General features: G+C 51.4%; 12 protein-coding genes and 1 pseudogene. 1 reads left to right on the top strand and 12 read right to left on the bottom strand.

What is annotated here, in order from left to right:
- Positions 1-117 precede the first annotated feature (117 nt).
- Positions 118-924 (top strand): IclR family transcriptional regulator, encoded by an 807-nt coding sequence (locus FXF61_RS14530; protein ID WP_151185922.1) that lies wholly within the window; start codon positions 118-120, stop codon positions 922-924.
- Between the two features lie 106 nt (positions 925-1,030).
- Here FXF61_RS14530 and FXF61_RS14525 read toward each other — a convergent pair whose 3' ends face one another.
- The 12 genes and pseudogenes from FXF61_RS14525 to FXF61_RS14470 form a co-directional block, all read right to left on the bottom strand.
- Positions 1,031-1,384, bottom strand: coding sequence for a hypothetical protein (locus FXF61_RS14525; RefSeq protein WP_151185921.1), 354 nt, complete (start codon positions 1,382-1,384; stop codon positions 1,031-1,033).
- Positions 1,385-1,622: 238 nt separating this feature from the next.
- On the bottom strand, positions 1,623-2,159 hold the full coding sequence (locus FXF61_RS14520) for a hypothetical protein (protein ID WP_151185920.1): 537 nt from the start codon (positions 2,157-2,159) through the stop codon (positions 1,623-1,625).
- An 88-nt stretch (positions 2,160-2,247) separates the two neighbouring features.
- A complete protein-coding gene (locus FXF61_RS14515) occupies positions 2,248-2,595 on the bottom strand; it encodes a hypothetical protein (RefSeq protein WP_151185919.1) in 348 nt (115 codons plus the stop codon).
- Between the two features lie 52 nt (positions 2,596-2,647).
- Positions 2,648-3,505, bottom strand: coding sequence for a universal stress protein (locus FXF61_RS14510; protein ID WP_218571817.1), 858 nt, complete (start codon positions 3,503-3,505; stop codon positions 2,648-2,650).
- Positions 3,495-5,891: a Lon protease family protein gene (locus tag FXF61_RS14505; RefSeq protein WP_151185918.1), complete on the bottom strand. Its 2,397-nt coding sequence runs from the start codon at positions 5,889-5,891 to the stop codon at positions 3,495-3,497. Before FXF61_RS14505 ends, FXF61_RS14510 begins: the two co-directional genes overlap by 11 nt.
- 365 nt (positions 5,892-6,256) lie before the next feature.
- Positions 6,257-6,685 (bottom strand): DUF2784 domain-containing protein, encoded by a 429-nt coding sequence (locus tag FXF61_RS14500; RefSeq protein WP_151185917.1) that lies wholly within the window; start codon positions 6,683-6,685, stop codon positions 6,257-6,259.
- A 91-nt stretch (positions 6,686-6,776) separates the two neighbouring features.
- Positions 6,777-6,866, bottom strand: a pseudogene (locus FXF61_RS15365) (cold shock domain-containing protein); the annotation flags it as partial.
- A 129-nt stretch (positions 6,867-6,995) separates the two neighbouring features.
- The gene (locus tag FXF61_RS14490) at positions 6,996-7,391 is read right to left on the bottom strand and encodes an ACT domain-containing protein (RefSeq protein WP_151185916.1); all 396 of its coding nucleotides are present in this window, start codon (positions 7,389-7,391) and stop codon (positions 6,996-6,998) included.
- A 57-nt stretch (positions 7,392-7,448) separates the two neighbouring features.
- Positions 7,449-7,790, bottom strand: coding sequence for a DUF302 domain-containing protein (locus tag FXF61_RS14485; protein ID WP_151185915.1), 342 nt, complete (start codon positions 7,788-7,790; stop codon positions 7,449-7,451).
- 126 nt (positions 7,791-7,916) lie between these two features.
- Complete coding sequence (locus FXF61_RS14480; RefSeq protein WP_151185914.1) at positions 7,917-9,056, bottom strand: DUF3322 domain-containing protein; 1,140 nt, start codon at positions 9,054-9,056, stop codon at positions 7,917-7,919.
- The gene (locus FXF61_RS14475; RefSeq protein ID WP_151185913.1) at positions 9,040-12,354 is read right to left on the bottom strand and encodes an ATP-binding protein; all 3,315 of its coding nucleotides are present in this window, start codon (positions 12,352-12,354) and stop codon (positions 9,040-9,042) included. The genes FXF61_RS14480 and FXF61_RS14475 overlap by 17 nt, the downstream gene beginning before the upstream one ends.
- Positions 12,351-13,055, bottom strand: a complete 705-nt coding sequence (locus FXF61_RS14470; protein WP_151185912.1) for a DUF4194 domain-containing protein — start codon at positions 13,053-13,055, stop codon at positions 12,351-12,353. Before FXF61_RS14470 ends, FXF61_RS14475 begins: the two co-directional genes overlap by 4 nt.
- Positions 13,056-13,057 lie beyond the last annotated feature (2 nt).

The raw sequence follows: 13,057 nt of genomic DNA, 5'->3' as shown, positions 1-13,057 counted from the left end.
ATGTGAGTTAAATCTAGCCTCATCTGACCCTGCAGTCAACACAGATTTCACAAATTAGTACAAATTGCTTTATTTTTCGAAATAAAACATAATCACACCCATCAAGAGGATGACACTATGAGCAATACCTATTCGGGTGAAAAACGTTTTGAAGGTGGCACGCCAACACAGCGCCTGTTAGCACTGTTAGAGGTTATTTCTGAGAAAGATCAATTCGTTACGCTACAGGGACTGGTGGAAGAAACAGGTATTCCCAAGCCCACCCTGCATCGCATGTTGCAGCAACTAGAAAGCTCTGGAATGTTGCAGCGAGAAGCCGACGGACGGCACTACAGTCGCGCGGTGCGCCTACGCCGATTGGCTGAAAACCTATTACTTAACGACACCATCGGCGGCGCGCGCCACGCTATTTTGGCAGCGCTGGTGCAAGAAATCGGTGAAAGCTGCAACATTACTGCCCTGTCTGGCGGTGAAGTTTTGTATTTGGATCGGGTGGAAACACCAGCGCCGCTGCGCTTTTATTTGCATCCCGGTTCACGAGTGCCAGTACATTGCTCAGCCAGTGGCAAATTGTTCCTTGCACAAATGGCGCCAGCACAACGCCGCCGCTTGCTGGCTGATATGCCGCTGAAGAAGTTCACCCACAACACCCTGACCGATCATCAGGCTTTAGAGCTGGAAATTGAGATGGTCAAACAACAAGGCTATGCCTTTGACGACGAAGAGTTTTTGCCTGGCCTGCTGTGTATTGCCGTGCTGGCGTCCAATCCAAACGGTGTATCCAATATCGGTGTAGCTATGCAGGCCCCGATTATGCGGGTTAATCGCGAGCAAGCCCTTGCCTTTTTACCTGCGCTACGACGTGCTGCCGACGCCATCGCAGCGATCTGCCAAGAAGGTGTACCCGAGACGGGCTCAGCTTAATAACAGACCATTGTGTCCATCCGCGACACATCACAACGACGTGGAGGATCGCTTTCTGGCCATACGATACCTTCACTCCTTGCCCACAATGAGCCCACTGACTGACTTACTGTGAATTAGAGGCTTTATTAAACGTGCTGACAGTGAAATCTGTTTCGCGGTTGGCATCTGATTTTAATCGAATATCGTAGACTGCCTCTTTATTACAACCGCGCACTGCCCATAGTTCTCTAGCTTGAATGAAAACTCCCGATTCTGTTTGGGCTATATGGGTAGGCTTTGTGTATATAGTATCTATCTTTGAACAACCGTATTGAGCTCGAAAAAAAAATGCTACGTGCTTATAAACATCCTTCCGAACAACATGGTCTCCAACGCTCATACCAACGAATCTAACAGGGCTTGCACAACCTGTAATAAAAAGCATCACAATAACTGTCAGCGCGAGACGATAATTCATACGTACCTCTAACGTTCCACTGTAGCCGCCATTAGGCTATCTGGATAAACCTCGTTAATAAATGACCGCCAAACCTTTTCCTGCGGCTGGCAATTTCGGCTGCTCCGATGCTTTTTAGTATCAGATTATCTTTTTCTATGACTGTAGAGTTCATACGATCCTGAGACATAACCCTCAAGTTAAAGCTGCTGCAGTACGCGAGGCTACAATGAAAAAAGCAAACGATTTGAGTCTCTAGCTAGGCGTCGCAAGGATTGATCATTATGTAGATCGGGCTCGAACTAGGAAAGGGTGAAGGCGTAGCAACGGTCAGAATTATTGAATCGCTGTATGCAATCTCGCCTGTATCTTTAATTAAGACCACATTGCTACCAATCAACTTCTTCGCGCCTTGGCTGCTTAGGTAGTCATATATTTTTACTTTCATTGGTAAGTTCATTTGCCCGCCAGGTGTTATTGGGGCCAGCATAAAAGCTTGATTATCTGTGAACGCATAAAATATCTCAGCTGTATTTTTGCTGGTAATAGTATGCGTGCAACGGGTATTTTCGGCCTTTAGTGTAAAAACTCGATAATAGGTTTTGTTTTCATATACGCTGAGAACAAGGCCTTTTGTTGTCAATACACCTAAGCCTTGAACTGCTCGACATCGTGCAGAATCACCATAATTATATGCGCACCAATTGGTTTCAGTAATACCAATTATTTCTTGTGGCTGAACGTTTAGGTCGCGCTGTATGTTAGCGCGAGCCTCTGGTGTGTCATAAGGAATCATTGAGCAGCCTGTTAGAATAGCAAGCGCTAAAGTTAGAAGTAGCCGCATAAATCAAACCCTGTATGAAGTTGTTATGTGTATAAATTAGTTATTTCTCAGCAAGCAGCAATAAACGCGCCCACACTGACGAGATGGAAGACCCGTACGCCTGACGTACAGACAAGAGGTAATCCTCAGCACTGACAGTTGTCGTAGCAGCAGAACGCTCAAGATCTTTAAGATCTTGAGCAGTCCGCCGGTAAATATAGATAAGCCCCCCAGCAAACTCGACTTGATCCATCTCCCCTTCCGCTAGCGGGCTAACATCAATAACAACGCCTTGGCGAGCCTCAACAGTTACAGCATTCAAATAATCTTCGGGGAATGTATCGGCAGCCGCAATCCCGAACCCTGAGCACGCCAGTATAAATATGAAAGTTCTTTTGAAAGGCAACATAAAATACACTCAGTCCTTTGATGTAAAACGCAGCTATGCAACTTGAAACTACTCAGGGCGTAACCGTAATCGGCAGGTTCAATTCCGACAACAAAGCCTCCGCGCTTTGGTCGGCAAAGATACTGCTAGTACGGCTGACAACCAGCTGGCTGGCATCTTCTTCTTGCACAGCTCTGATAACGGCGCTGGCACTGGCCGTGGCTATAGACTTGATCCGAGCAGCAACACCTTCACCTTGCAAGTAAGTCAGTATCGCCTGCACCTGCGTCTGTTCATCCTCAGACTTGCTACGCAGCAGCACACTCAGCGGCTGCTTGTTACGACGAGCCAGCTCGGCCGCTACGCGTATCGCGCGCTGATTGCCGACCTGATCATGATTGAGCAGCACCACCACGCGGTGCTGGTGCTGGGGCCGAGGTTCAGTCCACAGCAGCACCTCACCTGGGGCCTGCCGCAATAGAACTCGAGCGGTGGAACCCAATTGAGTTCCAAGGACGCAGGACCTGCCGACCCGCCCTAGCACCACAAGGTCATCGGGCCGCATCAGATTCAACACTTCTTCAGCCACCTGACCCCGGCAAAGCATCAGAGTCTGAGTCAGCCCACGGCGATCCATGGTCTGCTGCAGCGAGCGACGGGCCTGCTCTGCCAGCACCCGCATTCGCGCCTCCAATGCAGCCATCTTTAACGGACGCGCCAATCCAGAGCTGCCACCCACTTCTTGGGCAAAGCCATATCCAGCCGTGCGCAGCAGGTTGATCTCTTCTACGAAGATACCCACAACGTCAGCATTACGCGCCGCGGCAATCTCGGCAGCGGCTTCCAGCGCAGCAAGGCTCAGGCGTGAGCCATCCAGCAACACCAGTATGCGACCGGCCGACATGGGTGCTTGTGCTTTATCAGTCGTCACCCTTGCCTCCGCTATCGTTTGCTGGATCATCATCTTTTTTCTTGCTGACCTCGGTAAACTGCGCCAACCGCTCGGCCACCAGCCTATTAAAACTGTTCTCTGGGTAAACACCATCGGCATCAGGAAGACCAACCTGCATGCCTGTCATCAACTCAATGGCCTGATCGATATGACTGAGTGGATAAATGCTGAAACGCCCTTCGCGTACGGCACCTTGCACCTGCTGGTTAAGCATCAGGTGCTCGACATTACTGGCCGGAAGCAGTACCCCCTGGCCATTCACGCCTCCAGACTGTGCGCAGACATTGAAAAAACCTTCGACTTTTTCATTTACGCCACCCACAGCCTGCACCTCGCCATGCTGGTTCATCGAGCCAGTGATTGCCAGTGACTGTTTTAAAGGCACACCAGTAATAGCGGAGAGCAATACGCAGGTTTCTGCTACAGATGCGGAGTCGCCTTCCACGCCACCGTAGGACTGCTCAAACGCCAAGCTGGCAGACAGCGAAAGCTCACTCATAGGCGCATAACGGTTGGCTAGAAAGCGCGACAAAATCATCACCGCTTTGCTGTGAATCGGCCCACCTAGCTTGGCTTCCCGCTCGATATCCACCACTTGCCCTTTACCGGGGCGCGCAGTAGCCGTGATGCGACTGGGCTGACCGAAGCGCGTGGCACCAATCTGCAACACGGAAAGGCCGTTGACCTGCCCCACTTGCTCGCCTTCGGTAGCAATCATTACTACTCCCCTGCGAATCTGCTCAAGGCTGCGCTCGCGAATACGGCTAGCGCGGTATTCCCGCTCATCAATGGCCTGTTGTACGTGCTCAGCAGCGATCAGGCTTTTTCCTGCTTGAGCGGCCCAATGATCTGCCTCGGCAAGCAGAACTTTCAACACTCGGTCATGGGCTGTGAGCTTTTTCTGGTCACTGGCCAAACGGCTGGCATGTTCAATCACTCTCGCCACTGCAGCCTTGTCGAGCGCTTTTAACTCAGAAGCCCGAGCCATGGTGGCAATCATCCGCGCATAAAGCATATAGCTGCCATCATCGCGGTCCAAGTCATCCTCGAAGTCTGCTTCTACTTTAAACAGATCAAGAAAATCCGGATCATAATGGGCCAACAGGTAATACAGGATACGGTCGCCCAGCAGCACCACCTTCACGTTCAGCGCAATCGGCTCTGGTTGCTGGCTGACGGTGGTCGCCAAACCATATAAACGCTCCAGCGATTCAATGCGAATTTTACCGGAAAAAAGAACACGCTTGAGGCTCTCCCAGGCTAGAGGCTGGGTAAGAATACGGCGCGCGTCCAAAATCAAGTAGCCACCATTGGCTCGGTGCAGGGAGCCCGCACGAATCAGAGTAAAATCGGTATACAAATTGCCCTGATAGGCTCGGTGCTCGATCTGTCCGGTCAGATGCTGATGGGTGGGCAGGTCTTCGTAGACCACAGGCGCGCCCTGAGTTTCGGCGTTATCCACCAAAAGATTGACCCGGTAGCGTTTCAGCAGCCCACCGGGCGCGCCCTCTTCGCTGTCCTGAAATGCATCTGCGTGTTCAACCACATCGCTACGCACTGCATCCAGATGAGCCACTACCGCAGGTACATGGGCCCATTTCTCGCGTAACTCACCAATAGGGCCACCCAATGTGAGCTGCACCATTTCTTCATTCAGTGCACGAATGCGCTCCCGCACCTCTTTGCGTAAACGCGGAACTTGTTGAATGGTCTGCTGCAACTTTTTCTGAAGCTCCTCAACCTTAGCTTCAATCAGCTTTTTTTCCTCATCTGAGAAGGTTTTGTATTCCTCGTGCTCGATCACCTCACCCTTGCGCATAGGGGCGAAAGCAAAGCCGGAAGATGTGCTAAGCATGGCTATATTATTGGCCTTCGCCTCTTCCTGAATGACCAACAGACCTTTCTGCTGACGACGGTTCACCTCCTCCTGCAGTTCCTGAATACGGGACTCGTATTCCTCGCTTTCGAAAGTAGCTGGAATGGCCGTTTTCAGCTCGCTGGCCAAATCATCCATGTCACTCTTGAAGCTTCGGCCATCACCCGGCGGTAACTCAATGGCATTCGGTTTATCGACCTGCTGGAAATTGAACACATGGCACCAATCAGACGGCACCGGCTTCTCAGCAGCGTGTTTGGCTAGAAACTGCTTGACCAATTCATGCTTGCCCGCGCCCGTAGGGCCCAGAACAAACAGGTTGAAGCCACTGGCAGCTATGCTGGCCCCGAATTCCAGAGCCCGTAGCATGCGCTCCTGACCAAACGGCAGCTCAAGATCTTCCAGCTTCTCGGTAGTGTCAAAGTCCAGTTTCTCCAGCGGACAGCGGTGATAAATCTGGTCCTCAGTTAACGCCGTAGGTACAGCCATTTTTGCTCCTTAAAATGTCTCACTGTTGAGTGTGTTCCAGGTGTGCAGCTCAAAGTTACTGGCATGGTTGCGCTCATGCAACCAAGACGATAGCTCATTGCAAGCGTGATTCGCCACCCACCCTTGCTTGACTCCGAGTCGCTGGTCAGCCATTGCGCCAACGCACCACATTGGCATAGGTTTGAGCCTAGCGAAACTCTACCGCCTCATACATCAGGTTTGCATCAGAGTAGCATGCCAAGAGCAAACAGCTATATCAGCAATGCACTGGTGCTGCGCCAGCTGACGCTGAAGCAACCCAGATAATTGATACGCTTGTGGTATGTAGCAAATGCTCGCAAGTTCAGAACAAACTTGATCGATTGTTAAGTATTTTCACTCTTATTCATTTTGGCAAATGGAAAAGGGCGAACCCAAAACCAGCTGAGAACAACCAACAAGCCAAATAAGGTGTAACACACTATAAACACCCAGTCCGGTGCTGCAAAGTATAAAAGCTCGCCTAGCCAATGCGAGATGAAAGTTCCTGCATACACAACCTCACCAGCCTTTGAGCGAAATTGCATCTCCCATACGGTGAGCGGACAGATCACACCTAGCCATGATTGCAAAACAACAACCACAATGCCGGTCAGGTGGACTACTCGAAACCAAGGATTTCTTACCCATGTCCATAAAAAAAGCCTGCCCACAAGAATAAGAAAAAGACCCACAGTGACGAAAGCCACAAATAGAACATGGATCAATAAAAGTGCATCTGCTGCTGCGAGGTAAATCGTTTTTGATAACACCATTGCACCTCACGCTACACACAGTGGTGCGAGCTAGCGCTGCTGCGCCTTATAAAAACCGCTGCCTGGCTCGTAGTCACGGTAATTGGCAACTTTACCCCGCAGCATACGTTTGCATTTTAACGCTTGTGATGTGGAAGAAAACCTGTTCGTTTTTAGCTTCAGGCGTGATGAAGCCGAAGCCCTTATCATCCTTCCATCAAGCAGCTTTGCCTTTCACTGTTATGCCGCCCTCATTTTTAATAACATACCTGCCGCTGAACTAAACGGCGTAGCTTACTTCGTCCAAAGCTTGCGCGACGTGTTAGCAATGCTATGCGCTCAGCGCCTTCAATGCTGAAAGTGCCATTTGTGCCTTAGCCGATTGCACAAAAATATGATCGTGGTAATACGCTGCAATAACGTTAGCACTTATACCTTGCGCTGCTAATTTGGCTGATACAGCCGCTGTTAAACCTACAGCTTCAAGACTTGAATGGACAGTTAAAGTAATTTGACAAAATGAACCTTCAAACTGCAAGCCAGCGTTTTGCGCGACATCCTTCTCCAAGACTAAAGTTAAGCCCTCGGCCTCAAGAAATGTTGCGACTGGATTAAGCGAAACATAATCAACTAGCGGGCCAGGAACTGTACAAAAAACAAACTCTGACTCCAGTAATTGTGGCTCCATTGAGCGCAACAACTCATCTAATTCTGTAACTGCGGACATACGTGTAGTTTCCATAGTGCTAACGTTTGAGCTAAGCAAAAGCCAATAGCGAGCGGCTTACTTGGCAACAGTTTCTTCAACAACCCCTGACAGGGCCTTTTTAAGGTTCGGTACAACTGAGCAGGCTGGAACTGCGTGGCGCTTTGCCAAGTACTCAGGGTCGTTGTAACTGATCCAGACCTGACCAGCTGGATCTTCCCATATCAGTGCTTTCAAGGGGAGATCAATGCCGACAGACTGAGCACACTCCATGAACGGTGTTCCACCCTGTGGGTTTCCGAAGATCAGCAGTTCAGTAGGGCGAAGAGTCTTGCCTATTTTGGCTGCGCCTGCCGCGTGGTCGATCCTGGCAAAGACATTCAGCCCCTCCTGTTTGACTATGTCTTCCTGCCGATCCATGGTCACTGTGGCGCTAGCGAAATCAAGCCATCAGCCGCTTGTGACGCTATAGCAACGAGCGAAAGCAGGGCTGTGAGGGTAAGAGATTTTAGTTTCATGACATTTCCTGTGTGTGATGATGGGTAACTAGGTGATCTGTTCTTCGATTTCTGCGTGTACGCGCTCAAGGGGAATAAACTCCTGCTCTAGGCGGCCTTTTTCTTGCTGCTGCAGGTGATTAAATAATTTCTGTTCACTGGCCATTAGGGATGACAGGTCAAAGCGACCCGCACGCTGTGGCTCGTGAACTGCAAAATCAGCATAGTCAGTAAAAATTTCTTGCGTCATCATCACGGCTTGTAGGTTGGGGCGCAGCTGTCGAGCGCGTGCCAGCATCGCCAGCCCCCAAGTATCCAAATCACCCCAGTAATACAGCTGCTTGCCCTCCAGCGCCTGACCGGCTAGCCATGCCAAGTCAAAGCCAGCGCCCAGTACCGCAATGCAGTCGTGCAGTGGCGGTAGTAGGTGTTCGCAGCGTTCGTTCTCGGCCAATAGAATACGTGTAGCCGGTAACGCTGTTTGTGCCAGCTCAGTACTGGCAATGCGCAGCCGCTGAAAAGGCAACAAGCCCTCTGCCAATGGTCGCACCAATAACCAATGGTCTTTTTCATCCAGCGCATCAAGAAAATTGAGCAACCCTTGCTCGCTCGCTGCATCTGCGAAACGCGTATCCAGTAGGCGGCGCAACAGGGTTTGGTGACGTTCAACAAACTTGGTATCCACACCATATCCCGACAATAACCGCAACGGCTGCCCCTGTGCACAGCCGGGTGTGAGTTTCCCTGCCAGCACTAGCGTGTCGAGCAGTTCGTTAAGCGGCTTATGTCGCCACAGGCTGCGCTCACGCACTAGCAGCTCGTGCATGCACGAATCACTGGCACTAATGAGCTGGCTTAACACAGCAAATTCATGGCGCACGGCTGCATCCTGGCAGGCCTGCACCCACTCACTCGGGCTATTAATTTGCCAGTAGCTGGGTAGCTCCACTGTCTCAGCCAAGCGCCGGTAACTTTTGTGCTCAAACACAACCTGCCCCACGCTGACCTGTCGCCAGCTCTGAATATGTTGCTGAACACTGGCGGCCTGCTGCAGCACCTGGGTTGCCGTCGGCTTACCAATGACGAACTTGAGCGGCCAAGGCTCTGGCGTCAATAACCGCTGGGCACGCAACGTATTATTGTGCCATTGACGCGTCAGTTGTTGCGCTAACTCAGTGGGTGACTTCATGCGCAGTCCCATGAAGTAAGCGTGTTTGTGCCATTTCGTCTAACTTCTCCCAGCTTAAACACGTCAGACTGGACGCCAGGCCACGGCGATGAACAATTATCGCTGAACGGGTGTGGTTGCGTAACAAGCGCATTTCTTTGTTGGGCGTGACAAATAGCGGATGCAAGCCGAACTCAGCCAGTGCTGCAATAATCCGCCCCGCCACTGCTTGCGAACTGCGCGAAAAGGCTTCATCCAGCACTATGGTGGCAAACAATGGATAACGGCTGCCATCTGGACAGAGCGCATAAGATAAGGATGCTGTCAGTACATAGGAGGCAATAATTTCTTTTTCGCCTCCACTGCCGCCCTGTGAGCCACTGCGGGTTTCAATTACCTTGCCAGTCGCACGATCAATGTCCGCCACTTTAAATTCCAGTCGAAAACGCGGATCAAGTAAGGCTTTAGCGGGCTGGGTACGCTGTCGTTCTGCGGCATCACGTAGCAAAGTGACAATGGCTTGCAAGGCTTGGTAATGGCTTTCACCCTCATCTTCAACAAAGCGGGCGCTATTAAGCCTATCCCGCGCCGCATTGAAGGTGCGCAGGCTTTCATGCTGAATATGAGTTGCAACTATTTGCAAGTAACGCCCTGGCTGAAAATCAACGCGTTGCAAGGTGTTGTTGACGTCTTCTAAGCGGTCATCAATCCGCAGAACCTCATCTTCGATTTCGCTCATTAACTGGCGTACGCCATCCTCTGACGAGCGGTTAAGATAGGCTTTAAAACGCTGCTGTTTAGCGGGTAGATCCTCTTCTGTTAGCTGTTGTAGACGCTTTAAATACTCAGGTACATCCTGCAACTCTGTAGCCACTTCTGCTAAATATCCGTGGTCTAAGGTCTGCGCTTTAGTCATCGCCTTGCCTAGGTCAGTTTCTTTTTGCCCGCGTCGTCTGGCTAATTGGTCGCGCTTATTGCTGAGTTCGTTGTGAATCTCACGTTCAAGTTGTGGCAGTTCTAATAGTTCCCATTGCTCTACTTTAGCAACAAACTGAGCAAACTCGGCTGCATGGGCTAAGGGGGCTAAACCTACCAACTTATCCGCCAGTTGTTTAAGCTGTTTAGCAGCATTCACTCCTTGCTCTTGGCAGCGTGCTAAAGCCTTGTGCGCCTCGGTCTTGTTCACATCCAGCTCGGCCAGGCGTGTTTGCCCCTGCTCATAGGCTAGACGGGCGGCAGTTAGATCTGAGTCTGGAGCGGTCATGCGTGCCAGCTGCTCTTGAATCACATCCAGCTCTTTTTGCACCGACAGATAATCAATCTCGGTAAAACTTAACTGCAAAAACTGCTCAGCCAGTTTAAGCCTATTATTTGCATCATCAGCGTGAGTTCGTGCCTGTTTAAGTGCTGCACTGGCCGCATTAAGCTCTGCTTCACTGTGCTTTACTTGTTGCTTAAGCTGGCGCAAACGGTCTTGGTTATCAAAGCCGGTCTGCCAATCCTGATCCAGGCTACGCTGGTCTTGTTTGTCGAAAAAGCCACTGCGTCCCGATAGCGTGCCTTCAATGGTCATCGCATGTTCAGTTCGGCGTAACAGGCTCACATCAGTGACACAATGGCGGTCCAATCCGGCCAGCAGGTGCTTCACCGCTTCACGGTAGGGGTGCTGTTTATAGTCTAATTTACGAGTAAATCCATCGGCAAAAAACTGCGCTGTTGTCTCTACTGACCTCACTTCCAATAAGCGCACATGCAGACGATTATCGCGACTGTTCACCCAGCTGAGCGCCTGCTGCATCTGCGCTTCTGGTACTAACAGGCGCAAGCGATGTCCGCCCAGTGCCCGCTCAATAGCCCCTCGCCATGCCTGTTCTTCGGGTTTGACCTGTACCAGCTCAGCCACAAAAGGGAGCAGTTCTTCATCTATACCCAAGGCGTCAGCGAGCTGGGTACGTAACTGGCGATAAGACGGTGCAATATTGGACGCAGGATGACGCAGCGCATCCTCTAACTCATCTTTATGCTGCTCAAGCTGTTGCCCTAAAGCACGCTGAGTAACGCCTTGCTCAAAAGCCTGTTCTGTTAATTTGCCTGCTGTTTGCTGCCAACCCGGTAAGGATTGCTGTAGCTGTGTTTGGCTCGCCTGCAAAACACCTCGCTCGATACGGTTATCAAGCTGTAGTGCGGTGGCCATTGCTTGGTAATTACGCGCCTGCCGTTCACGCTCTTGCCTGAGTGTTTGTCGATCGGCTTTTTTCTCTTCCAGCGCCTTGATAGAGTCGCCGCCCAACTGTAGGTATTCGGCATGCAGCTGTTCATTCAGGCGCTGCTGTTGTGCGTGCTGTGCATCTGCCTCATCAACGGCACTGCTGGCTAGGTCTTGCGCTTGTTGCAGGCGTTGCTGCTCTGCCTGCCAGCGCTGGTGACTGTGGAGAGCGAACCAGAGCGGAAAATGTTCACAGCGTTGTTGCTGTTGCTGCCAGTCTTCACTCAACTGCTGATGCTCGCGCCAATACTGCTGTACCGGCAACAACGCCGCGATTTGCTTGCGCGCCACTTCAATTTCTTGATAAATCGCCGTTAGGTCATCAAAGCTGTTGGCAACCTCTTTGGCCCGCGCGAATTGAGCGCAATCATCGAGCACCAACTCACGAAAAATCTCGTCAATGCTGTTGAGCTGCTTGAGTCCGGCAGCGCGATTAAGCAGGTTAAAGGCGTTTTCCCGCACTTCAAAAAAACCACGTGCACGGGCCAGATAATTACGTTTATTGTTGGCGTAAAGCCACAGCCCTTCACTGTCTTTGGCCCACTGACGCAACGCCCGCAAGCCGCCCTCGCTATAGAGGGTGAGCCAATGCTGCAAGTTTTGCTGCGGCCCAGTTGCAAACAGCCAGATTTTTTGTAAATCTGCTGCCGCTGAGCTGCTGCCATCAAAACTAAACACGGCAGCTAGGCGTACTTCGCCATCGCTACTGGCCAGTGTGGCACTGATACCGCTGACTGTTTTGCCTGGGCGGGCAATGTGTGTTTGTCCGCCACTGCCGTCACCAGCACCCGCCACACCACGCACATAGGACGCCAAATCGCGATCACTTTCATGTCCGCCAGTTGAGGCAAGGTTGTACTTAGGATTGCTGCCGAGCAGCGTCATCAAGGCGTCCACCAAGGTTGTTTTACCGCTGCCTGTCGGTCCTACAATGGCGGTTCCTGCTGGGTCGATATCGGCGCTGTGATAACCATCAAAACCACCCCAGTTATACAGCTCCAGTTGCTGCAAACGATAGCCTGGCTCTAAGTGCAACGTCGATTGGTCGCTCATGCCTGCTCCTCCCTGTTTTCTGCATCCGCAGTGTGTTCAAGCAATTGTTGCAACAAAGCGGCCAAGGTTTCCGGGTTGGCTAAATGGGCAATTAACGGGCGAATCTGCACCCGCCCATGGCTGTCTGGATCAGTTACTACGCCGTGCGCTTTCAATTGATTGAGCAGGGTAAGTAGACGGCTTCTCTCTTTGCTCTCGCTGCCGCTGTCGCCCATTATACCACTCATTAAGGCCACTAACTCATCCACGGAGACCCAAGCATTACTGTCACCCAGTCCAGCGTCCTGCTCATGGCTGACAAAGTGCTGACGCAAAAAAGCCAGCAGCACCGACTGCTCTAACGTCAAGCGCTGACGCCTAACCAATGGGTGTGACCAGTCATCCTCAACGGTTGCTTGATCATCACGCCAAACGCGCAAAAACACCAAGCCGCGCACATCATCCACGCGGGCTTGCAAGTCCAGCGGTTCTAAAAGCGCATTGAGCTGTGGCAACTCATGCATGGCTGTACGATACAGGTTAGGTTTGTGCGCCTGCTCTAGCAAACCATCACTGAGCAACGCCTGCACCGCCTCACGCAAACGCTGTGCAGTACGCGCTGACTCTGCTTCTACACCTTGCTCTGCTGTCTGGGCTTCACCGTCTTCCAGCTCTTGCTCAGCTGGGGATCGTGCAGTCATCTGGTCAAAAATATTGGTCATTT

This window comes from Pseudomonas sp. C27(2019) (assembly GCF_008807395.1).
Classification (GTDB): Bacteria; Pseudomonadota; Gammaproteobacteria; order Pseudomonadales; family Pseudomonadaceae; genus Denitrificimonas.
The sequence above is the reverse complement of the archived record's forward strand: the minus strand, read 5'-3'. Positions and strand labels throughout refer to the sequence as shown.

Coding starts and splice junctions, on each gene's coding strand:
- FXF61_RS14530 (WP_151185922.1), top strand. CDS start 118: ATGAGCAATACCTATTCGGGTGAAAAACGTTTTGAAGGTGGCACGCCA.
- FXF61_RS14475 (WP_151185913.1), bottom strand. CDS start 12,354: ATGAGCGACCAATCGACGTTGCACTTAGAGCCAGGCTATCGTTTGCAG.
- FXF61_RS14505 (WP_151185918.1), bottom strand. CDS start 5,891: ATGGCTGTACCTACGGCGTTAACTGAGGACCAGATTTATCACCGCTGT.
- FXF61_RS14470 (WP_151185912.1), bottom strand. CDS start 13,055: ATGACCAATATTTTTGACCAGATGACTGCACGATCCCCAGCTGAGCAA.
- FXF61_RS14525 (WP_151185921.1), bottom strand. CDS start 1,384: ATGAATTATCGTCTCGCGCTGACAGTTATTGTGATGCTTTTTATTACA.
- FXF61_RS14500 (WP_151185917.1), bottom strand. CDS start 6,685: ATGGTGTTATCAAAAACGATTTACCTCGCAGCAGCAGATGCACTTTTA.
- FXF61_RS14520 (WP_151185920.1), bottom strand. CDS start 2,159: ATGATTCCTTATGACACACCAGAGGCTCGCGCTAACATACAGCGCGAC.
- FXF61_RS14485 (WP_151185915.1), bottom strand. CDS start 7,790: ATGGATCGGCAGGAAGACATAGTCAAACAGGAGGGGCTGAATGTCTTT.
- FXF61_RS14480 (WP_151185914.1), bottom strand. CDS start 9,056: ATGAAGTCACCCACTGAGTTAGCGCAACAACTGACGCGTCAATGGCAC.
- FXF61_RS14515 (WP_151185919.1), bottom strand. CDS start 2,595: ATGTTGCCTTTCAAAAGAACTTTCATATTTATACTGGCGTGCTCAGGG.
- FXF61_RS14490 (WP_151185916.1), bottom strand. CDS start 7,391: ATGTCCGCAGTTACAGAATTAGATGAGTTGTTGCGCTCAATGGAGCCA.